Origin of the sequence: Streptomyces venezuelae ATCC 10712 (assembly GCF_008639165.1) — a bacterium.
Classification (GTDB): domain Bacteria; phylum Actinomycetota; class Actinomycetes; order Streptomycetales; family Streptomycetaceae; genus Streptomyces; species Streptomyces venezuelae.
On sequence record NZ_CP029197.1, the window covers coordinates 1955215 to 1974842 of the forward strand.

At 73.6% G+C, this 19628-nt stretch carries 18 protein-coding genes; 9 read left to right on the plus strand and 9 right to left on the minus strand.

The features are described from left to right. Nucleotides 1–43 precede the first annotated feature (43 nt). Nucleotides 44–1000: a 16S rRNA (cytosine(1402)-N(4))-methyltransferase RsmH gene (gene rsmH, locus DEJ43_RS08655; RefSeq protein WP_015032952.1), complete on the minus strand. Its 957-nt coding sequence runs from the start codon at nucleotides 998–1000 to the stop codon at nucleotides 44–46. 327 nt (nucleotides 1001–1327) lie between these two features. On the opposite strand from rsmH, the gene DEJ43_RS08660 reads away from it, so the two are divergent. The 4 genes from DEJ43_RS08660 to DEJ43_RS08675 all read left to right on the plus strand — a co-directional run bounded on the left by DEJ43_RS08660 (nucleotide 1328) and on the right by DEJ43_RS08675 (nucleotide 6779). Then, a complete protein-coding gene (locus tag DEJ43_RS08660) occupies nucleotides 1328–1867 on the plus strand; it encodes a beta-class carbonic anhydrase (protein ID WP_041662272.1) in 540 nt (179 codons plus the stop codon). Between the two features lie 159 nt (nucleotides 1868–2026). Beyond that, on the plus strand, nucleotides 2027–3046 hold the full coding sequence (locus DEJ43_RS08665) for an AAA family ATPase (RefSeq protein WP_015032954.1): 1020 nt from the start codon (nucleotides 2027–2029) through the stop codon (nucleotides 3044–3046). Next, on the plus strand, nucleotides 3046–4401 hold the full coding sequence (locus DEJ43_RS08670) for a DUF58 domain-containing protein (protein ID WP_015032955.1): 1356 nt from the start codon (nucleotides 3046–3048) through the stop codon (nucleotides 4399–4401). The genes DEJ43_RS08665 and DEJ43_RS08670 overlap by 1 nt, the downstream gene beginning before the upstream one ends. Continuing rightward, nucleotides 4398–6779 carry a transglutaminase TgpA family protein gene (locus tag DEJ43_RS08675; protein ID WP_015032956.1) on the plus strand — a complete coding sequence of 794 codons (2382 nt, stop codon included), beginning with the start codon at nucleotides 4398–4400 and terminating at the stop codon, nucleotides 6777–6779. The genes DEJ43_RS08670 and DEJ43_RS08675 overlap by 4 nt, the downstream gene beginning before the upstream one ends. Before the next feature lie 170 nt (nucleotides 6780–6949). Here DEJ43_RS08675 and DEJ43_RS08680 read toward each other — a convergent pair whose 3' ends face one another. The 3 genes from DEJ43_RS08680 to DEJ43_RS08690 form a co-directional block, all read right to left on the minus strand. Further along, nucleotides 6950–7354: a DUF3040 domain-containing protein gene (locus DEJ43_RS08680; RefSeq protein ID WP_015032957.1), complete on the minus strand. Its 405-nt coding sequence runs from the start codon at nucleotides 7352–7354 to the stop codon at nucleotides 6950–6952. A gap of 271 nt (nucleotides 7355–7625) precedes the next feature. Continuing rightward, on the minus strand, nucleotides 7626–8414 hold the full coding sequence (locus DEJ43_RS08685) for a class I SAM-dependent methyltransferase (RefSeq protein WP_015032958.1): 789 nt from the start codon (nucleotides 8412–8414) through the stop codon (nucleotides 7626–7628). 66 nt (nucleotides 8415–8480) lie between these two features. Continuing rightward, the gene (locus DEJ43_RS08690) at nucleotides 8481–8999 is read right to left on the minus strand and encodes an SAV_6107 family HEPN domain-containing protein (RefSeq protein WP_015032959.1); all 519 of its coding nucleotides are present in this window, start codon (nucleotides 8997–8999) and stop codon (nucleotides 8481–8483) included. Between the two features lie 164 nt (nucleotides 9000–9163). Between DEJ43_RS08690 and DEJ43_RS08695 the strand changes: the two genes are divergently transcribed. The 5 genes from DEJ43_RS08695 to DEJ43_RS08715 all read left to right on the plus strand — a co-directional run bounded on the left by DEJ43_RS08695 (nucleotide 9164) and on the right by DEJ43_RS08715 (nucleotide 15173). Next, a complete protein-coding gene (locus tag DEJ43_RS08695; RefSeq protein ID WP_015032960.1) occupies nucleotides 9164–10084 on the plus strand; it encodes an ATP-binding cassette domain-containing protein in 921 nt (306 codons plus the stop codon). Further along, nucleotides 10056–12152, plus strand: a complete 2097-nt coding sequence (locus DEJ43_RS08700; RefSeq protein WP_015032961.1) for a YhgE/Pip family protein — start codon at nucleotides 10056–10058, stop codon at nucleotides 12150–12152. Before DEJ43_RS08695 ends, DEJ43_RS08700 begins: the two co-directional genes overlap by 29 nt. Nucleotides 12153–12195: 43 nt before the next feature. Then, complete coding sequence (locus DEJ43_RS08705) at nucleotides 12196–12804, plus strand: TetR/AcrR family transcriptional regulator (RefSeq protein WP_041662273.1); 609 nt, start codon at nucleotides 12196–12198, stop codon at nucleotides 12802–12804. A gap of 269 nt (nucleotides 12805–13073) precedes the next feature. Further along, nucleotides 13074–13721: a DUF4126 domain-containing protein gene (locus DEJ43_RS08710; protein WP_051025856.1), complete on the plus strand. Its 648-nt coding sequence runs from the start codon at nucleotides 13074–13076 to the stop codon at nucleotides 13719–13721. Nucleotides 13722–13763: 42 nt separating this feature from the next. Beyond that, complete coding sequence (locus tag DEJ43_RS08715; RefSeq protein ID WP_015032964.1) at nucleotides 13764–15173, plus strand: phytoene desaturase family protein; 1410 nt, start codon at nucleotides 13764–13766, stop codon at nucleotides 15171–15173. A 47-nt stretch (nucleotides 15174–15220) separates the two neighbouring features. On the opposite strand, the gene DEJ43_RS08720 is transcribed toward DEJ43_RS08715, so the two are convergent. The 5 genes from DEJ43_RS08720 to DEJ43_RS08740 all read right to left on the minus strand — a co-directional run bounded on the left by DEJ43_RS08720 (nucleotide 15221) and on the right by DEJ43_RS08740 (nucleotide 19608). Further along, nucleotides 15221–16054: a hypothetical protein gene (locus tag DEJ43_RS08720; protein ID WP_071891250.1), complete on the minus strand. Its 834-nt coding sequence runs from the start codon at nucleotides 16052–16054 to the stop codon at nucleotides 15221–15223. 54 nt (nucleotides 16055–16108) lie between these two features. Beyond that, nucleotides 16109–17026 carry a methylenetetrahydrofolate reductase [NAD(P)H] gene (metF, locus tag DEJ43_RS08725; RefSeq protein ID WP_015032967.1) on the minus strand — a complete coding sequence of 306 codons (918 nt, stop codon included), beginning with the start codon at nucleotides 17024–17026 and terminating at the stop codon, nucleotides 16109–16111. 129 nt (nucleotides 17027–17155) lie between these two features. Next, entirely contained in the window at nucleotides 17156–17815 is a 660-nt protein-coding gene (gene thiE / locus DEJ43_RS08730) for a thiamine phosphate synthase (protein ID WP_041662277.1), read from the minus strand. 169 nt (nucleotides 17816–17984) lie between these two features. Continuing rightward, complete coding sequence (locus DEJ43_RS08735; protein ID WP_015032969.1) at nucleotides 17985–18350, minus strand: Rv2175c family DNA-binding protein; 366 nt, start codon at nucleotides 18348–18350, stop codon at nucleotides 17985–17987. Between the two features lie 43 nt (nucleotides 18351–18393). Continuing rightward, nucleotides 18394–19608, minus strand: a complete 1215-nt coding sequence (locus DEJ43_RS08740; RefSeq protein ID WP_015032970.1) for an NAD(P)/FAD-dependent oxidoreductase — start codon at nucleotides 19606–19608, stop codon at nucleotides 18394–18396. Between the last annotated feature and the right edge of the window lie 20 nt (nucleotides 19609–19628).

The window sequence follows — 19628 nt, forward strand, 5'->3', positions numbered from 1 at the left end:
CCGAGTCGCGCGGCCCGTCCTTTGAGGGGCCCCTTCGCCGTGCTCACTGGACGTCTTCCCGGATCCGCTCGGCGCCCCGGAGCCGGGCCGGGGCGGCGCGCCGGTTCTCGGCGACCTCCTCCTCGGTGGGCAGCTCGGCGCCGCGGGTGAGCAGCTTCAGCCGGGGCTGGTACTTCTCGGGGACGACCGGGAGCCCGGGCGGGGCGGTGGTCGCCGCGCCGGCCGCGAAGACCTGCTTGACGATCCGGTCCTCCAGCGACTGGTAGGAGAGGACGACGACCCGCCCGCCGACGCCGATGGCCTTCACGGCCGCGGGGATGGCCTTCTCGACGCTGTCGAGCTCGCGGTTGACCTCGATCCGCAGGGCCTGGAAGGTGCGCTTGGCCGGGTTGCCGCCGGTGCGCTTGGCGGCCTGCGGCAGGGACTCGCGGATGAGCTCGACGAGCCGGGCGCTGTTGCTGAACGGCTCCTTCTCGCGCTCGCGCACGATCGCGGAGACGATCCGCTTGGCCTGCTTCTCCTCGCCGTACGCGCGCAGGATGCGGACCAGCTCGCCGGGCGCGTAGGTGTTGAGGACCTCGGCGGCGCTGATGCCGGTCGTCTGGTCCATGCGCATGTCGAGCGGGGCGTCCTGGGCGTACGCGAAGCCGCGGTCGGCCTCGTCGAGCTGCATGGAGGAGACGCCCAGGTCGAACAGGACGCCGTCGACGGTGGCGAGGCCGAGCCGGTCGAGGACCTCGGGCAGCTCGTCGTACACGGCGTGCACGAGGGTGGCGCGCTCCCCGTACGGGGCGAGCCGCTCGCCGGAGAGCCGCAGGGCCTCCTTGTCGCGGTCGAGGGCGACGAGCCGCGCCTCGGGGAACCGCCGCAGGAGTGCCTCGCTGTGGCCGCCGAGGCCCAGGGTGCAGTCGACGACGACCGCGCCGGGGCGCTCCAGTGCGGGGGCCAACATGTCCAGGCACCGCTGGAGCATGACCGGGACGTGTCGGTCGTTGCTCAATGCGCCCTCTCAGATCCGGCGCGGAGGTACGGGCGAGCGGGAGGAGGCCGAGCCGTAGGTACCGCCGCACACACGGGGGGAGAAACCGCGGAAATCGCTCGTTGTCTCCGTGAACTTCGCGTCACTTTAGTCCACGGGACGCGCCGGTCAATCAACCGGCTGGCGCGTCGCACGGCGCCGGCGGCCCGGACGGACATTCCGGACGCCTCACCCGTTCGGGGGCGACGCCCCGCAGCCCTGTGGGTTACCTCACAACAAGGCTCGATGCGGTTCTTTGTCCCCTCTCACAGCGGGCTCGGCAGGGCCGTGCCCCTTAACGTCGGAACCATGTCGACTTCCGCGCACCCCCCTGCCGACGCCATACACGCCGGCGGCACGGTCACCGACCGTCTCGTCGACGCGAACGCGCGCTACGCCGCCGACTTCACCGACCCCGGAATGGACGCGCGCCCCGTGCTGCGCGTCGCCGTCGTCGCCTGCATGGACGCCCGGATCGACCTGCACGCCGCACTCGGCCTCCAGCTCGGCGACTGCCACACCGTCCGCAACGCGGGCGGCGTGGTCACCGACGACGTGATCCGCTCCCTCACCATCAGCCAGCGCGCCCTCGGCACCCGCAGCGTGATGCTGGTGCACCACACGGGCTGCGGCCTGGAGTCGCTGACCGAGGACTTCCGGCACGAGCTCGAGGACGAGGTCGGCCAGCGGCCGTCCTGGGCGGTCGAGGCCTTCCGCGACGTCGACCAGGACGTGCGGCAGTCGATGCAGCGGGTGCGGACCTCCCCGTTCCTCCTGCACACCGACGACGTCCGGGGATTCGTCTTCGACGTGACGACCGGCCTGCTGCGCGAGATCGACCCCGCGTAATCGACCTGCCGTAATCACCCAAAGCCCGGCAATCCCACCGCGCTTGTCCGCGGGCAAGTGACACGACCCGGCCATGCGAACAAGAATGCTCGGGTGCGACACCCCCCGACGTTCCCACGGGGGCAGGTGTCCGTGTTCCGGAAGGCCGAGGAGGGCCGGGTGACGACCTATGACGATCGAGCGAGCCTCACTGATCTGACCACCACTGTGGAGCGGGTGCGCAGATCGGTGGAGAGTGTGATCGAGGGCAAGCCCGAGGTCGTACGGCTTTCGCTGACCGTGCTGCTCGCCGAGGGGCACCTCCTCATCGAGGATGTCCCCGGCGTCGGCAAGACCATGCTCGCCAAGACCCTGGCCAGGTCCATCGACTGCTCGGTGCGGCGCATCCAGTTCACCCCCGACCTGCTGCCCTCGGACGTCACGGGCGTGTCGATCTTCGACCAGCAGCGCCGGGACTTCGAGTTCAAGCCGGGCGCGATCTTCGCCCAGATCGTGATCGGCGACGAGATCAACCGCGCCTCGCCGAAGACCCAGTCCGCGCTCCTGGAGTCCATGGAGGAGCGCCAGGTCACCGTCGACGGCCAGACCTACGAGCTGCCCAGCCCGTTCATGGTGGTCGCCACGCAGAACCCGGTCGAGATGGAGGGCACCTACCCGCTGCCCGAGGCGCAGCGCGACCGCTTCATGGCCCGGGTCTCCATCGGCTACCCGAGCGCCGAGGCCGAGCTGCAGATGCTCGACGTGCACGGCTCGGTCTCCCCGCTGGACGACCTCCAGCCGGTCGCCCACGCCCACGACATCCTGAAGCTGATCGAGGCCGTGCGCGCCGTGCACGTCGCCGACGCCGTACGCCGCTACGCCGTCGACATCGTCGCCGCCACCCGCACCCACCCCGACCTGCGGCTCGGCGCCTCGCCGCGGGCCACCCTGCACCTGCTGCGGGCCGCCAAGGCCTCCGCCGCGCTCAGCGGCCGCGAGTACGTGCTGCCCGACGACCTCCAGGCCCTCGCCGCGCCCGTGCTCGCCCACCGGCTGCTGCCGACGTCACAGGCCCAGCTGAACCGGCGCACCGCCGAGCAGGTCGTCCAGGACATCCTGCAGCGCACCCCCGTCCCGGCCGCGGCGCCGCCCGCCGGACCGCTCTACGGCCAGCAGCAGCCCGGCGCCCGGCGGCTGTGATGACCACCGCTGCCGTGCCGGACGGACAGCGGGGCGACGAGGACGACCGGGGCGGTCTGCGGGCCGCCCTCGGCGGTCTCACCACCCGCGGCCGCTCCTTCCTCGCCGCCGGGGTGGCCGCCGCCGTCTGCGCGTACGTCCTCGGCCAGGCCGATCTGCTGCGCGTCGGGCTGCTGCTCGCCACGCTGCCGCTGATCTGCGTCCTCGTGCTGCACCGCACCCGCTACCGGGTCGCCGCCTCCCGCCGGCTCACCCCCCAGCGGGTCGAGGCGGGCTCCGAGGCCCGGGTCCAGCTGCGGATGGAGAACGTCTCCAAGCTGCCCACCGGGCTGCTGATGCTCCAGGACCACGTGCCGTACATGCTGGGGCCCCGCCCCCGCTTCGTCCTCGACCGGGTCGAGGCGGGCGGGCGGCGCGAGGTGTCCTACCGGGTCCGCTCCGACCTGCGCGGCCGCTTCCCGCTGGGCCCGCTCCAGCTGCGGCTCAGCGACCCCTTCGGGATGTGCGAGCTGACCCGTTCCTTCAGCGCCTACGACACCCTCACCGTCGTCCCCAGGACCGAGGCGCTGCCACCGGTGAAGCTGGTCGGCGAGTCCTCGGGGTACGGCGACGGGCAGCAGCGCTCGCTCGCCCTCGCCGGCGACGACGACATCATCCCGCGCGCCTACCGCCACGGCGACGACCTGCGCCGGGTGCACTGGCGCTCGACCGCCCGCTACGGCGAGCTGATGGTCCGCCGCGAGGAGCAGCCGCAGCGGGCCCGCTGCACGGTCCTGCTCGACACCCGCCGGATCGCCTACCAGGGCGCCGGTCCCGACTCGGCGTTCGAGTGGGCGGTCTCCGGCGCCGCCTCCGCCCTCCTGCACATGCTGGAGCGCGGCTACGCCGTCCGGCTCGTCACCGACACCGGCAGCGCCGTGCCCGGCGAGGGCGCCGAGGGCTTCGCCGCCTCCGCCCAGGACTCGGCCGAGTCGGCCGGACTGATGATGGACACCCTCGCGATCGTCGACCACTCCGAGGGCGGCGGCCTCTCCCGCGCCTCCGACGTGCTGCGCGGCGGCGACGAAGGACTCCTCGTCGCCTTCCTCGGCGACCTCGACGAGGAGCAGACGGCCCTCACCGCCCGGATGCGCGGGCGGGCCGGCGCGGCCGTCGCCTTCGTCCTCGACTCCGGTACCTGGCTCACCGGCGGCGCGGTCGCCGGAGCCGTCGAGGACCGGGTACTGCAGCTGCGCGAGGCGGGCTGGACGGCGCTGGCCGTACCGGCCGGAGCGCGGCTCACCGACCTGTGGCAGCAGGCGGCCGGGGTCCGCGCCGAGTCCGCCGCCGCCGACACCTACGGAGGATGGTCATGAGCGGGCGCGCACGGCTGACGCTTGCCTCCTGGGGCGCCACCCTGATGGCCGCCGGAGCGCTGCTCCCGCTGGTGAAGCCGGCGACCTGGATCTTCACGGCCGCCTTCGTCCTCGGCCTGGTGAGCGGGGCGGGCACGCTGGCCAGGCGGGCACCGCTGGCCCGGCCGCTGACCCTGCTCGCCCAGATCGCCGTCGCGCTGCTCGCGCTGACCGTGATCTTCGCCCGCGAGCAGGCGATCCTCTGGTTCCTGCCCGGCCCGCAGGTCCTCGCCCACGCCGCCGACCTGTTCGCGGCGGGCGCCGACGACGTCAGCCGGTACCGGGTCCCCGCCCCCGACACCGAGGGCATCCGGCTCATGCTGGTCGGCGGCGTCGTGGCGATCGGCCTCCTGGTCGACACCCTCGCCGTCACCTTCCGCAAGGCGGCCCCGGCCGGCCTTCCGCTGCTCGCCCTGTACTCGGTGGCCGCCGGCCTCTCCGGCGGCGGCGCGGGCTGGCTCTGGTTCCTGCTCGCCGCCTCCGGCTATCTGCTGCTGCTCCTCGCCGAGGGCCGCGACCGGCTCTCGGCCTGGGGACGGGTCTTCGGCGGCGCCCAGCGCACCGGCCGGCCCGGTTCCTCCGTCGCGGCCGGCGGCGGCACCGCCTTCGCCCCGGCCCGCACCGGCCGCCGGATCGGCGCCGTGGCCATGGGCGTCGCCATGGTCGTCCCGCTCGCCCTGCCCGGCTTCAGCGGCGGCCTGATCGGCAACGGCGCGGGCGAGGAGACCGGGGGTACGGGCAAGGGCGGCACCATCTCGGCGGTGAACCCGCTGGTCTCCCTCCAGGACAACCTCCGCCAGCCCGAGGACCGCGAGGTCCTCCGCTACCGGACCAACGCCCGCGACACCTCCGGCATGTACCTGCGGCTCGTCGCGCTCGACCAGTTCGACGGCACCTCGTGGAAGTCCTCGGTCCGGCCCATCGAGGACGTCCCCGACCAGCTCCCCTGGCCGGACGGACTCTCCCAGAACGTCCGGATCACCGAGGTGACCAGCAACATCGTCGCCTCCGAGAACTATGAGCAGAAGTGGCTGCCGATGCCGTTCCCGGCCGGCCGCGTCGACATCGACGGGCGCTGGCGGTACGAACCGGCCGGCCGGATGCTCGTCGGCGACGGCAAGCAGACCACCCGCGGCGTCCGCTACCAGGTGTCCAGCCTCGACGTGCAGCCCACCGCCGACCAGCTGGCCGTGGCCGGGCCCGCCCCCGAGAAGCTGCGCCAGGAGTACACGAAGGTCCCGGCCTCGCTGCCGGCCGACGTGAAGGCCACCGCGCTCGACGTCACCAAGGGCGCCCGCTCCGACTACGAGCAGGCGGTGAAGCTCCAGGACTGGTTCGCCCGGGACGGCGGCTTCCGCTACGACATCGACGTGGAGTCCGGCACCGGGGTCCAGGCGATCTCCCGCTTCCTGAAGGACAAGCGGGGCTTCTGCGTCCACTACTCCTTCTCCATGGCGGCGATGGCCCGCTCGCTGGGCATCCCCGCCCGGGTGGCCGTCGGCTTCATGCCGGGCACGACGCAGACCGACGGTTCGGTCTCGGTCGGCATCCGGGACGCGCACGCCTGGCCCGAGCTGTACTTCGAGGGGGCGGGCTGGACCCGCTTCGAGCCGACGCCCTCGCGGGGCTCCACCCCGGCGTACACCCGGTCCGACACGCCCTCGGACGCGGCCACCGGGCCCGCCACGCCCACGCCGAGCGCCTCGGCGCAGCCCTCCGTCGCCCCCAGCGCCTCGGCGAGCTGCACGCCGCAGGAGCGGCGCCTCGGCGACTGCGGCCGGGAGGAGGCCGCGGCCGGCGCGGACTCGTCCGGTGGCGGGCCGAACCTCCTGCTGGTGCTCCTCGTCGTGGTGGGCGCGCTCGTGGTCCTCGCCCTCCCTCTGCTCCCCCTGCTGTGGCGGCGCCGGGTACGGGCACGGCGGCTCGGCTCGACGCTCGGCGTCTGGCAGGAGATCAACGACACCGCCTGGGACTACGGGATCGAGCCCGACGAGTCACGGACGCCGAGGAGGACGGCGGCGCGGATCGTCCGCGTGGGTGAGCTGAGCGGCGAGGCGGCGGACGCGGTGCACCGGGTGGCCCGGGCGGTGGAGGAGGCGCTGTACGCGCCGAACCCGCGGCCGGGCGTGGGCCTGGCGCGGGACGCGGAGCTGATCCGTTCGGGCTTCCACGCGGGGGCGGACCGGCTGGGGCGTCTGCGGGCGACGCTGGCGCCGCGCTCGGCGGCGCGCCTGCGCTGGAAGGCGGCGGCCCGCTGGTCGGAGACGACCACCCGCTGGTCCCTCCAGCGCCACGCCCTGGGGGCCCGCTTCCGCAGGACCCCGACCGAATCCGCCTGACCCCCGGGCGGGTGGGCGGCCGTCCCGCCGGGACACCGCCCACCCGCCCGGGGCGCCGTCGCCCACCGCCGCCCGGGGGCATGACTGAGCCCCGGGGGGCCGCGATCACGCGCGGGCCCACGGGGCTCGGTCATCACTCAGGGGGTGCGGGGCCTCCGCTCAGGGGGCCGTCAGTGGCCGCCGCCCTGCTGCTCGTCACGGCGGCGCTGCCACCGCTCTTCGATCCGGTTCATCATGGAGCGTCGCTGCCGGGTCTGACGGCCTCCGGCCGCCACCCCACCCCTGGCCTGCTGCTCACCCGGCTTGGGCGCCTTGCGCCATCCGGTGACCGCCAGGACCGCGCAGCCCAGCATGACGAGGAACCCCACCACGCTGATCCAGATCTGCTGTGCGACCATTCCGGCCATGAGGAGCGCGATACCCACCAGGAAGCCGGCGACTGCCTGGTAGACCCGTCGCCGGGTGTACGTACGCAGTCCGCTTCCCTCGAGCGCTGTCGCGAACTTGGGGTCTTCGGCGTACAGCGCTCGCTCCATCTGCTCGAGCATTCGCTGCTCGTGCTCCGAGAGCGGCACGGAGTCCTCCTAGTCGTCGGTCGCGGGGGCGACCGGTTTGCGGCCCTTTCAGGATAGGCAGGGAATCGCCCCCGTGAAACCCGCCCTCAATGCCGAATAGCCAATCCGGGCCGCCATGCGGATCGGTTGCTGAGGCGTTGATTCCCCAGCCCCTCGTCCGTCATGCCGGATGCTGTCCCCCGATCATACGGGGCGGAGCCCGTTACCGGGCGGGCTGTGGCGTACTCCATGGGGTGCTCGGCCCGCGCCGCCGAACGGGTGGCCGTCCAGCTCAGGCCCGCTTCTCGCCCAGGACGTGCAGCTGGGTGGCGATGGCGTGGAAGGAGGGCAGCTCGGCGGCCGCCGCCTCCAGCTTGAGGAGGGCCTCGGCCGCGCCGGGCTCGGTGTCGACGAGGACGCCGGGGACGAGGTCGGCGAAGACCCGCACGCCGTGCACGGCGCCGACCTCGAGGCCGGCCGCGTCGGCGAGCGCGGTGAGCTGTTCGGCGGTGAAGCGGCGGGGCACGGGGTCGCCGGCGCCCCAGCGGCCCGCCGGGTCGGAAAGAGCGTTCCGCGCCTCGGTGAAGTGTCCGGCGAGGGCGCGGGCGAGGACCGCGCCGCCCAGTCCGGCGGCGAGCAGACTGAGGCTGCCGCCGGGCCGGAGCGCGGCGACGGCGTTCCGTACGCCTTCGGCCTCGTCGTCGACGTACTCCAGGACCCCGTGGCAGAGCACGGCGTCGTAGCCCGCGCGGCCGACCACGTCGAACAGTCCGCTGATGTCGCCCTGGACGCCGGTGACGAGGTCGGCGACCCCGGCCTCGGCGGCCCGGCGCTCCAGCGCGAACAGCGCGTTGGGGCTGGGGTCGACGACCGTGACCCGGTGGCCGAGGCGGGCGACGGGGACCGCGAAGTTCCCGGAGCCGCCGCCCGTGTCGAGGACGTCGAGGCTGTCCTTCCCGGTGGCCTCGACCCGGCGGTCGAGGGCGTCCTTGAGGACGTCCCAGACGACGGCGGTACGCAGGGAGGCGCGCGACGGGCGCGACGTCGCCTCTCGACCGAAGACAGGGGAAGGGTCCGGCACGGCTGTTGACTCCTCGGTGACGGGTACGGACGTCCCCACCCTATGGCCTGGAAGGTGCCTTTCGGATCATCCGTCGGCCTCGTCCGCGCCCGGCTGCCGGGGCAGTACCGGCTGGAGGGCGAGCAGGCGCTCGACCAGGCGCAGGAAGAACGCGGAGTCCCTGAGCAGGTCGTCGGCCTCGCGCCGGGTCGCCGCGCCGGCGATGCCGGCCTCGGCGCGGGCCCTGCGCTCGGCGCCGGAGGCGAAGAGGGCGCTCCATTCGGCGAGCTCGGGCGCCAGCTCGGCGAGCAGCTCCCAGGCGCTCCTTATGCGCTGCCGGCGGCGGGGGCCGGCCTCGGGCCTGGCGCGGGCGGCGAGCACGGCGGCGGCGGCCCGCAGGGCGGCGAGGTGGGCCGCGGCGTACCGCTCGTGGGGGCGGTCGAGGGCGGCGGCCTCGACGAGCCCGGCGCGGGCCTTGGCGAGGAGGTCGAGGGCGGCGGGCGGGGCGTCGGCGCGGCGCGTGACGGGGTGGATGTCGGACGCGGGGCCCGCCTGCGCGGGGGCGGGACGGCGGCGGGGCGCGGCTGCTGCGGAAGGGCTTGCCATGACGAGTCCTCCTGTCGTCGCGTGACGGCGTTGTGGCCGTATGTGTCCATCGTGAGGGCACCCACTGACAATCGCTCTGACCTGGGGCTTTGCCTGAATTGCCGTCCCAGGGCTATCTTTTGAACTGACCAGTCAGTTCAAAAGGGGAATCGGGGGGTGGGTCCGTGGGAGCGGAAGCCGATGAGCGGCCGCACGGCGCCGCCGTCGTCGCGGACGGCTTCGGACTGAAGGGGCCGCGCGGCTGGGCCTTCCGGGAGGTCTCCTTCCGGGCCGGTCCGGGCGCGCTGGTGGCGATCGAGGGGCCCTCGGGCTCGGGCCGCACCTGTCTGCTGCTCGCCCTCACCGGCCGGATGAAGGCCACGGAGGGCACCGCCGAGGTCGGCGGCCTGCCCCTGCCCCGGAAGATGGCCGGGGTGCGCCGCTTCACCGCCCTCGGGCAGGTCCCCGGGGTCAGCGAACTCGACCCGGCCTTCACGGTCGCCGAGCACCTGGGCGAGCGGGCCCTGCTCCAGCGCCGTTTCGACGGCTCCGTCCGGGCCCTGCTGCGGCGCCCGGCCGAGCGGGCCGCGTCGACCCGGGCCCGGATCGACGAGGCCGTGGCGGCCGCGGGGCTCGACCTGGCCGCCCTGCCGAAGGGCGAGCGGACCTCGGTGCGGGACCTGGAGCGCCTGGAGGCGCTGCGGCTCTCGATCGCCCTGGCCCTGATCGGCCGGCCCCGGCTGCTCGCCGTGGACGACACCGACCTGAAGCTCTCGGACGCCGACCGGGCCGAGGCCTGGGCGCTGCTGCGCTCGGTGGCCGAGTCGGGCACGACGGTCCTCGCGGTGTGCAGCGAGGCCCCCGAGGACGCCCTGCGGATCACCACGCTCGACGGCCAGGACGGCCAGGACCGCAAGACGCCCGAGACCACAGAGGCGTCCGAGACCCCCGAGACCACAGAGGCCTCCAAGACCGACGCCGACGCCGACACCGACAGCGGCGCTGACACCGACACCCGCACCGCCGACACCGACGCCGACCACGTCACCGAAGACACGACCGAGGAGGGGGCGGCCGATGCGCTCGCCGAAACTGGCCGCGCTTGAGCTGAAGCGCTTCGGCAGGGGAAAGCTGCCGCGCGCCGCGCTCGTCGCGATCCTGCTGCTGCCGCTGCTCTACGGCGCCCTCTACCTGTACTCGTTCTGGGACCCGTACAGCAGGCTCGACAAGATCCCCGTCGCCCTCGTCAACGAGGACAGGGGCGCCAGCGCCGACGGCAAGCCGGTCAACGCCGGTGACGACATCACGAAGGGGCTCCTGGAGAGCAAGACCTTCGCCTGGCACCAGGTGAGCGACGAGGAGGCCCGCAAGGGCGTCGAGGACGGCACGTACTACCTGTCCCTGACCATGCCCGGCGACTTCAGCTCGCGCATCGCCTCCAGCTCCGGCGACTCCCCCGAGACGGGCGCGCTGCGGGTGCGGACGAACGACGCCAACAACTACATCGTCGGCCAGATCTCCCGGCCGGTCTTCTCCGAGGTCCGCACGGCGGCCTCCACCAAGTCCTCCCGCACCTTCCTCGACAAGATCTTCATCTCCTTCTCCGACATCCACGACGCCACCGCCAAGGCGGCCAAGGGCGCGACCGACCTCAAGCAGGGCGTGGACAAGGCGAAGAAGGGCTCGAAGGACCTGGCGAACGGCCTCAAGGACGCCAAGAACGGCAGCGGTGACCTGGCAGAAGGCCTGAAGAAGCTCGACAAGGGCGCCAAGGACCTGGAGAGCGGCTCCCGCAAGGTCGCCAACGGCACCCAGGCGCTCGCCGACAAGGTGAACGGCACCGCCGACAAGGTCCGCCCCTACCTGGCCAACAACGGCAGGTCGATCCGCGACACCGCCCGTCTCGTCTCGGACTCCGCCACCGCCGTACGCCACAACCTCGACGACCTGGTGAAGCGTGCCCCGGTGGTCCGCGCGGCGGCGCACGCCGCCGACGACGAGCTGGCCACGTTCCACCGGGAGGAGTGCGCGGCGAAGCCGGTGACCGACCCCCGGCTCACCCAGTTCTGCGCGAAGCTCAAGAAGGCCTCGGTCACGGCCGACGACGTCGCCACGATCGCGGACGACGTGCACGAGCTGACCAAGGACAGCGGCGGCGACCTGAAGACGCTGGACGCCCGGCTCGTCACGCTGAAGAAGCAGGCCGACGAGCTGGCCCGCCGCGCCCCGCACCTCGACGAGGACGTCGAGGGCGCCATCCGGAAGATCAACGAGCTGAACGCGGGCGCCAAGAAGGTCTCGGCGGGCGCGGCGAAGCTGCACACCGGCGTCAGCGAGGCGCGGACCGGCTCCGTCAGCCTCGACACCGGCGTCGGCAAGCTCAAGAAGGGCGCGGGCGACCTCGACGGCGGCCTGTTCAAGCTGGCCGACGGCTCGGGCACCCTCGCCTCCGGCCTGAAGGACGGGGTCGACCGGATCCCCGACTACGACCAGCAGGACCGGGACCGGCGGACCGAGGTCATGGCCGACCCGGTGCAGCTCGCCTCCCAGTCCCTGCACAAGGCCCCCAACTACGGCACGGGTTTCGCCCCGTACTTCATCCCGCTCTCCCTCTGGGTCGGCGCGATGGTCGCGTACATGATCATCCAGCCGCTGAACCGGCGGGCCCTGGCCGCCGGCGGCTCCGCCTGGCGGATCGCGCTCGCGGGCTGGCTCCCGGTGGCGGCGATCGGCGTCCTCCAGGTCGCGGCCCTCATGTCGGTCCTGCACTGGGGCCTCGGCCTCCAGATGGACCGGGCCGCCGGCACCGTCGGCTTCCTCGCCCTGGTCACCTGCTGCTTCTCCGCGATCATCCAGTGGCTCAACGCCCGCTTCGGCGCGGCCGGCCGGATCCTGGTGCTCGCGGTCCTGATGCTCCAGCTGACCTCGGCGGGCGGCACATACCCCGTCCAGACCAGTCCCGGCTTCTTCAACGCCGTCCACCCCTTCCTGCCGATGAGCTACGTGGTCGAGGCACTGCGCCGGCTGATCTCGGGCGGCGGGATCGGGCCCGTCTGGCAGGCCTGCGCGGTCCTGGCCGCGTTCACCCTGGGCGCCCTGGCCCTGACCGCCGTGTCCGCCCGCCGCAAGCAGGTCTGGACGCTCGACCGGCTCCACCCCGAACTGACCCTGTGAGACGGGGCCGGTGACACCCGCGACACCTGTGAGAATCGACCCCATGGACAGCAGCAGCACCCGACGCCAGGCCACCCGCGCGAAGCTCTACGAGGCGGCCGTCACCCTCATCGCCGAACAGGGCTTCTCGGCGACGACGGTGGACGAGATCGCCGAGCGGGCCGGCGTGGCCAAGGGCACGGTCTACTACAACTTCAAGAGCAAGACCGAGCTGTTCGAGGAGCTGCTGCGCCACGGGGTGTCGCTGCTCACCGCCTCGCTGCGGACGGCGGCCGAGGAGACCGCCGGCCGCGGCGGCAGCCGGATCGACGCGCTGGACGCGATGATCCGGGCGGGCCTCGTCTTCATCGACCGCTACCCGGCCTTCACCCAGCTGTACGTCGCCGAGCTCTGGCGCACCAACCGGGCCTGGAACTCGACGCTCCTGGTGGTCCGCCAGGAGGCCGTCGCGGTGGTGGAGGGGGTGCTGCGCGAGGCGGTCGCGGCCGGTGAGCTGAGCGAGGAGATCGACGTCCAGCTGACGGCGGCGGCGCTGGTCGGGATGGTGCTCGTGGCGGCGCTCGACTGGCAGGCCTTCCAGAGCGAGCGTTCGCTCGACGACGTGCACGCGGCGCTGTCCCGACTGCTGCACGGCCGCGTGGGCGGCCGCTGACCGGTCCGTACGGCAAAGGCCGGTGCGGCGAGGCTCGATCCCCCCGAGCCCCACCGCACCGGCTTCTTCGCGTGCACCCCCGTGCACCCCCGTACCCCCCGTACCGGCAGGTGCGCGACCCCGGTTCCGCAGCCCCGTGCCGGCGGTGCCCGGAGCCGCGCTCCTTCCGTGCACCCCACTCTTCCGTCCGGGCCGTCCTGCGCCCATCCGCGCACCTACTCATCTCGCCCTCTAGGTACGGATACTCAGACCTGGTTACGATCGCGGGCGTGTCGGTACTCCCCCTGGTGTTCACCAGCGGCTGGGCGAGCGGGATCAACGCGTACGCGGTGGTCCTGCTGTTCGGCGTCTTCGGCGCGACCGGGCTCACCGACGAGGTGCCCGAGTCCCTCCAGCGCACCGATGTCCTCGTCGTCGCGGGCGTGCTCTTCCTCTGCGAGGCGGTGGCGGACAAGATCCCGTACGTCGACTCGATATGGGACGCCGTCCACACGGTGATCCGGCCGATCGCGGGGGCCGTGGTCGGCGCCCTGCTCGCCGGGCAGAACGGCTCGCTGCCCGAGCTGGCGGCGGGCGCGGTCGGCGGTTCGACGGCCCTGCTGAGCCACTTCGTCAAGGCGGGGACGAGGATGGCGGTCAACACCTCGCCCGAACCGTTCTCCAACGTCGCCCTGAGCCTGGCCGAGGACCTCGGGGTGGCGGGCATCGTCACCTTCGCGGTCTTCCATCCGGTGGCGGCGGCGAGCATCGCGGGCGTGCTGCTCATCGGCGGCCTGGTGATACTGATCTTCCTCGCCCAGCGGATCCGCCGCTTCCTGCGCCGCAGGTCGCTGCGGCGCGAGGAGAGACGGCTCGCCGACGCGGAGGCACGCACGCGCGCGCGTGCTCCGTCGGGCGACGGGTCGGAGCACTTCTGAGCCCGTTCGGGGCCGTCGGAGGCGCCCGATAAAGTCGCCGGCATGGCACGGATTGTGGTGATCGGCGCGGGACTCGGCGCCATGGCGGCGGCGGCCCGGCTGGCCGTGGCGGGACACCGGGTGACGGTGTACGAGCGGGCGGCGACGTACGGCGGGGCGGTCGGCCGCCACGAGCGGGACGGGTTCGCCTTCGACACCGGCCCGGGGCTGCTGCACCTGCCCGCCGTGTACCGGGACCTGTTCGTGAAGACCGGCAAGGAGCCGCTGGAGGAGTGTGTCACGCTGACGCAGGTCGATCCGGCGAGCCGTCACGTCTTCGCCGACGGCACCCGGGTGGACCTGCCGAACGCCTCCCGGGCCGGCACGGTCGCCGCGCTCGACGCGGCGCTCGGCTCGGGCGCGGGCGAGCGCTGGGGCGACTTCCTGGTCCGGGCCCGCGAGGCCTGGGACCACACCCGCCGTCCGCTCCTTGAGGAGCCGCTGCCCGCCGACCCGGCGCCGCTGGCCCGTGAGCCGTACCCGGCCCTGAAGGCGGGTCTGCTGCGCCGCCCGACGACGACCCTCGCCCAGGTCGGGGCGCGGGAGCTGCGCGATCCCCGGCTCGCCGCGCTGCTCGACGCGTACGCCTGGTCGTACGGCTTCGACCCGGCCACCGCCCCCGCCTCGGCCGCCGTGCTGCCGTACATGGAGCAGACCTTCGGCAGCTGGTACGTGGCCGGGGGGCTGCGGGCGCTGGCCGACGCGGTGTTCGAGCGGTGCCGGCAGCGGCGGGTCGAGTTCGTCTTCGACACGGCCGTGGCCGAGGTCCTGGAGAAGGACGGCCGGGCGGTGGGCGTCCGGCTGGCCGGCGGCGAGAGCGTCGAGGCGGACCACGTGGTGTCCGGGGCCCCGGTGCCCGCGCTCCACCCCGGCGGGGACGCGCCGCGCCACCAGGGCGTCGGCACGAGCCGGGTGACGGTCTGTCTGGCCCTGCGCGGGCCCCGGGAGGCGGACGCGGTGCACCGGACCGTCGTGCACGCGGCGGGCGGGCGGCCGACCGTGACCGTGCTGCGCCCGGACGAGCCGGCACTGCGGCCGGACGACGACCACGAGTCGGTGACGGTCACGGCGACCGTCCGGACCGCCCCGGAGCAGGACTGGGAGGCCTTCGCGGACCGGATGGCCGAGGCGGCCGGGTCCGCGGTCCCGGAGCTGCGGGAGCGACTGCTGTGGCGGCACGTCCGCACACCGGAGGACGTACGCCGGGACACCGGGTCCGCCGAGGTGCCGGGTCCGGCGCTCGCCGGCGCCGAGGGGCGGCTGCTCCCGGCCGACAACCGTTCGCCGCTGCCGGGTCTCTGGTTCGCGGGCGGCTGGTCGCAGCCGGGCGGCGGGCTGGCCCACGCGGGCATGTCGGGGGCGCTGGTGGCGGGTTTCATCGTGGAGGGCGCGGAGTTCCGCGGCTCACGGTGAGCGCGTCAGGGGGGACACGGTGACCGTGTCCCCCCTGACGGGCGGGGTCAGTAGCGGTACTGCTGCTGGTCGTCCGGGTGCGGCTCGTAGCCGTAGGGGGCCTGCTGCGGCTGCTGGGGGGTCTGCTCGGTGTCGCGCTGCTGGGGGACCCAGACCCCGCCGGGCGGGGTGTCGTAGGTGTACGACGGGGCGTACGGGTCGCCGTAGTAGGAGCCGTACTGCTGGCCGTCCGTGCCCGGGCCGATGTACGGGTCGGAGTAGGCGGCGTACTGCTGCTGGCCGGCGGCCTGGCCGTAGTCGTAGGCCGGCTGCTGCTCGTACGCGGGGGCGTAGGGGTCGTATCCCGTCGGGTACGACCCCGTCTCGTAGCCCGTGGTGGTGTGGGCGGCGCCGTGGCCGGTGTCCTGGCCGGCCTCGTGGCCGCTGCCGTAGACCCCGTACTGGCCGGTGTCGTCGGGCATCGGCAGGGGCTCGTAGACCGCGGTGCTCTCCGCGGCGGAGGGCTCGGCCGCCCCCTCCGGAGCGTCGTACGGGGCGTCCTCGGCGTCGTACGAGAGCTCGGTGACCTCAAGGGTGGGCCCGGCCTGCGCGGGCGCGCCCGACCTGCGGCGGCGGCTCGCGCCGGGGCTGCCGCCGATCGCCCAGCCGGTGGAGAAGCCACGGCGGAAGGAGAGCGTCACATAGGTCTGGCCGACGGCGAAGGCGACCGCCCCGGCGATGATGACCGCCACCGAGGGCAGCAGCACGCCGAGGACCACGCCGAGGAAGCCGCAGAAGGCGAGAACCCGCCAGCGCAGCCGCGCCTTGTACTGGAGGAGCACCTCCCCCAGCAGCCATAGTGCGACCACGCCGAACGCGATGTAGAGGACCGTCCACCCCATGCCCCGCCGCCCCTCTCCACGGTCACCGCCGCGGGTCGGGGCGGGTACGACCGGTCACGACTGCTGGTGCAGTCCGAGATTCTCGTAGATCTCGAGCGTCGCGGTGGAGCTGTTCAGCGTGATGAAGTGCAGTCCGGGGACACCCTCGGAGAGCAGCCGCGCGCAGAACTCCGTCGCGAACTCGATACCGATGGAGCGTACAGCGGCGGGATCGTCCTTGACGGCGAGGATGCGCTCTTTCACATCCGCCGGGAAGTGCGCGTTGCTCAGCTGGGGCAGCCGGTCGAGGGTCTTCACGTTCACGACGGGCATGACCTCGGGGATGATCGGGGTCTCGCAGCCCGCCTTCGCGACGCTGTCCCGCAGCCGCAGATAGTTCTCCGGGTCGAAGAACATCTGGGTGATCGCGTAGTCCGCGCCCGCGCGGCACTTGGCCACGAAGTGCCGGATGTCGGTGTCCCAGTCGGTGGAGCGGGGGTGCATCTCGGGGAAGGCGGCGACGCCCACGCAGAAGTCGCCCGACTCCTTGATCAGCCGGACCAGGTCGACCGCGTACCGGACGCCCTCGGGGTGCTCCACCCACTCCCCCAGCGGGTCGCCCGCCGGGTCGCCGCGCAGCGCGAGCATGTTGCGGATGCCGGCGTCGGCGTACTGGCCGAGGACGTTGCGCAGCTCGGCCACCGAGTGGTCGACGGCCGTGAGGTGGGCGACCGGGGTGAGCGTGGTGTCGGAGGCGATCTTCTGGGTCGCCTTCACGGTGCCGCCGCGGGTGGAGCCGCCGGCGCCGTAGGTCACGGAGACGAAGCTCGGTCCGACCGCCTCGACCCGGCGCATCGCGTTCCAGAGGCCCTGCTCGCCCTTCGCGGTCCGGGGCGCGTAGAACTCGAAGGAGTACGACGTGCCGCCGGAGGCGAGGATCTCGCGGACCGTGCGGGCGCGGTCCGAGCGGACGGAAGCGGTACCAAGGGCCATACGGGCAGGTTAGACGCGGTGCGCCGAGCCGCGTACACGGTGTCCGAGTGATGGACACCTTTTCGGACAGGCGGCCGGAGGGATTCCTGGACGAAGCTCCGAGCGGAGCCCGGGGACGCCCGCCGGGCGCTACTCCCCCGCGCGCTCCCTGACCCGCTTGGCGAGGGCGGCCGTCGCGGCGGCCGGGTCGTCGGCCTCGGTGATCGCCCGGACGACGACGATCCGGCGCGCGCCGGCGTCCAGGACCTCGTCCAGATTCGACTCGTCGATGCCGCCGATGGCGAACCAGGGCCGGTCCTGGGCGAGACCGGCCGCGTACCGCACGAGGTCGAGGCCCGGCGCGTACCGCCCGGGCTTCGTCGGGGTGGGCCAGCAGGGGCCGGTGCAGAAGTAGTCCACGCCCGGCTCGGCGGCGGCCGCGGCCACCTCCGCCTCGGCGTGGCAGGAACGGCCGATCAGTACGCCGTCGGGGCCGCCGAGGATCGCGCGGGCGGCGGGCACGGGCAGGTCGCCCTGGCCCAGGTGCAGCACGTCGGAGCCGATGGCGTGGGCCACGTCGGCCCGGTCGTTCACCGCGAGGAGCCTGCCGTGGCGGCGGGCCGCCTCGGCGAAGACGGCGAGGTGCTCCAGCTCCTCACCGGCCTCCATGCCCTTGTCGCGCAGCTGCACGATGTCCACGCCGGAGGACAGCACGGCGTCAAGGAAGGCGGGCAGGTCGCCCTGGCGCTTCCGGGCGTCGGTGCACAGATACAGCCGGGCGTCGGCGAGCTGCTCGCGAGGCGTGGACATGACTGGTTCCCCCGTCGGTGTCACGGGGTGCGTCCCCCGTCGGTGTCACGGGGTGGGCCCCCGCGGGTGGGCCGGGATGGGTACCCCGCCCGTGGTGCGGGGCCGCGGCGGCCGGCCCGTCGGGGGCCGGTCGCCGCGACACCCGCTCATGGTGTCCTTCGGTGCCGCGTCAGATGGCGAGCGCCTGGGCCCGGCGCTTCACCTCCGTGCCGCGGTTCTCGTTGAGCGCCTGGGCGGGCGTGCCCGGCAGGCTCTCGTCCGGAGTGAAGAGCCACTCCAGCATCTCCTCGTCGGTGAAGCCGTCGTCCCGCAGCACGGTCAGGAGCCCGACGAGACCCTTGACGATCCTGTCGCCCTGGATGAAGGCGGCGGGGACCTGCAGGGCGTTGTTCTCTCCACGGCGCACGGCGATGAGCTGACCTTCCTTGATCAGCTGCCGCACGCGCGTCACCTCGACATCGAGCATCTCCGCGATGTCGGGCACATAGAGCCAGGCGGGGACGAGCGCATCGATCTTTACGTCAATCTCGGTCACAGGACAAGCCTGCCATCCCGGACTGACACCCGGTAGTCGGGCCCTACGCGACCGCCGCCTTCAGGGGGACGGAGGGGTCCGCCGCGCGCACGGGGTCGACGGGGGTGGCCGTCTCGACGAGCTTGCGGCCCTGGGCCAGGTCGCGGGGGCGGCCGACCGCGAGGAGCGCCACCGGCACCCCGGCGCGGAGCCAGAGCACGGACCAGGCCTCGTCCGCCGGGTCGCCGCGCCAGAGCAGCTCGTCGGCGTCCGCGTGGTGCCCGGCGTACTGGACGAAGCGGCCGAACTGCTCGGACCAGAAGTACGGCACCGGGTCGTACGGCCCCGACTCGGCGCCGGTGATCGTCGCCGCGACCGTGCGGGGCCCCTGGAGCGCGTTGTCCCAGTGGTGGACGAGGAGCCGCCGGCCGTAGCGGGCGGAGGGGAAGGAGGCGCAGTCGCCGACCGCGTACACATCGGGCAGCGAGGTGCGCAGCCGCTCGTCCGCGGTGACGGCGCCGCTCGCGTCGAGGGCGATGCCCGAGCCGGCGAGCCAGCCGGTGGCGGGGTGGGCGCCGATGCCGACGACGACGGCGTCGGCGGGCAGTTCGCGGCCGTCGGCGAGGACGATCCGGCCCGGTTCGACGGTGGCCACGCGCGCGTGGACGAGGAGTTCGGCGCCGCTCTCCCCGTACCAGTCGGCCATCGGTGCGGTGACCTCGGCGGGCAGGGCCCCGGCGAGCGGGCGTTCGGCGGCCTCGACGACGGTGACGGCGCAGCCCGCCGCGCGGGCGGCGGTGGCGAACTCGGCGCCGATCCAGCCGGCGCCGACGACCACGACGTCGTGGCGGCGCTCCAGGACGGGTCCGAGGCGTACCGCGTCGTCGAGGGTGCGCAGCAGATGGACCCCGGGGACGCCCTCGGCGCCGGGGAGCACGATCGGGTGGGCCCCGGTGGCGACGACCAGGGTGTCGTACGCCACGGGTCCGGCCTCGGTGTCGATCTCGTGGTCCGAGGCGCGCAGTCCGGTGACGTCGAGGCCGAGGCGGAGCTCGACGCCGAGCTCCTCGAAGTCGACGTCGAAGGCGGAGTCCTCGGCCTTGCCGAGGAGGACGGCCTTGGAGAGCGGGGGCCGGTCGTAGGGCTGGTGGGGCTCGGCCCCGATGAGGGTCACGGGGCCGGTGAAGCCCTGTTCGCGCAGGGCGACGGCGGTCTGTACGCCCGCCATCCCGGCGCCGACGATCACGACGTGCTGCTGTGCATGCTTCTGCTCGCTCACCCGACCACCTTACGCATCTG

What these genes read in the sequence shown, in the direction of transcription:
- DEJ43_RS08670 (WP_015032955.1), top strand. Translation starts at nt 3,046, where the DNA reads ATGACCACCGCTGCCGTGCCGGACGGACAGCGGGGCGACGAGGACGAC.
- DEJ43_RS08720 (WP_071891250.1), bottom strand. Translation starts at nt 16,054, where the DNA reads ATGGGGTGGACGGTCCTCTACATCGCGTTCGGCGTGGTCGCACTATGG.
- DEJ43_RS08690 (WP_015032959.1), bottom strand. Translation starts at nt 8,999, where the DNA reads ATGGCAAGCCCTTCCGCAGCAGCCGCGCCCCGCCGCCGTCCCGCCCCC.
- metF (WP_015032967.1), bottom strand. Translation starts at nt 17,026, where the DNA reads ATGGCCCTTGGTACCGCTTCCGTCCGCTCGGACCGCGCCCGCACGGTC.
- DEJ43_RS08700 (WP_015032961.1), top strand. Translation starts at nt 10,056, where the DNA reads ATGCGCTCGCCGAAACTGGCCGCGCTTGAGCTGAAGCGCTTCGGCAGG.
- DEJ43_RS08660 (WP_041662272.1), top strand. Translation starts at nt 1,328, where the DNA reads ATGTCGACTTCCGCGCACCCCCCTGCCGACGCCATACACGCCGGCGGC.
- DEJ43_RS08715 (WP_015032964.1), top strand. Translation starts at nt 13,764, where the DNA reads ATGGCACGGATTGTGGTGATCGGCGCGGGACTCGGCGCCATGGCGGCG.
- DEJ43_RS08705 (WP_041662273.1), top strand. Translation starts at nt 12,196, where the DNA reads ATGGACAGCAGCAGCACCCGACGCCAGGCCACCCGCGCGAAGCTCTAC.
- DEJ43_RS08675 (WP_015032956.1), top strand. Translation starts at nt 4,398, where the DNA reads ATGAGCGGGCGCGCACGGCTGACGCTTGCCTCCTGGGGCGCCACCCTG.
- thiE (WP_041662277.1), bottom strand. Translation starts at nt 17,815, where the DNA reads ATGTCCACGCCTCGCGAGCAGCTCGCCGACGCCCGGCTGTATCTGTGC.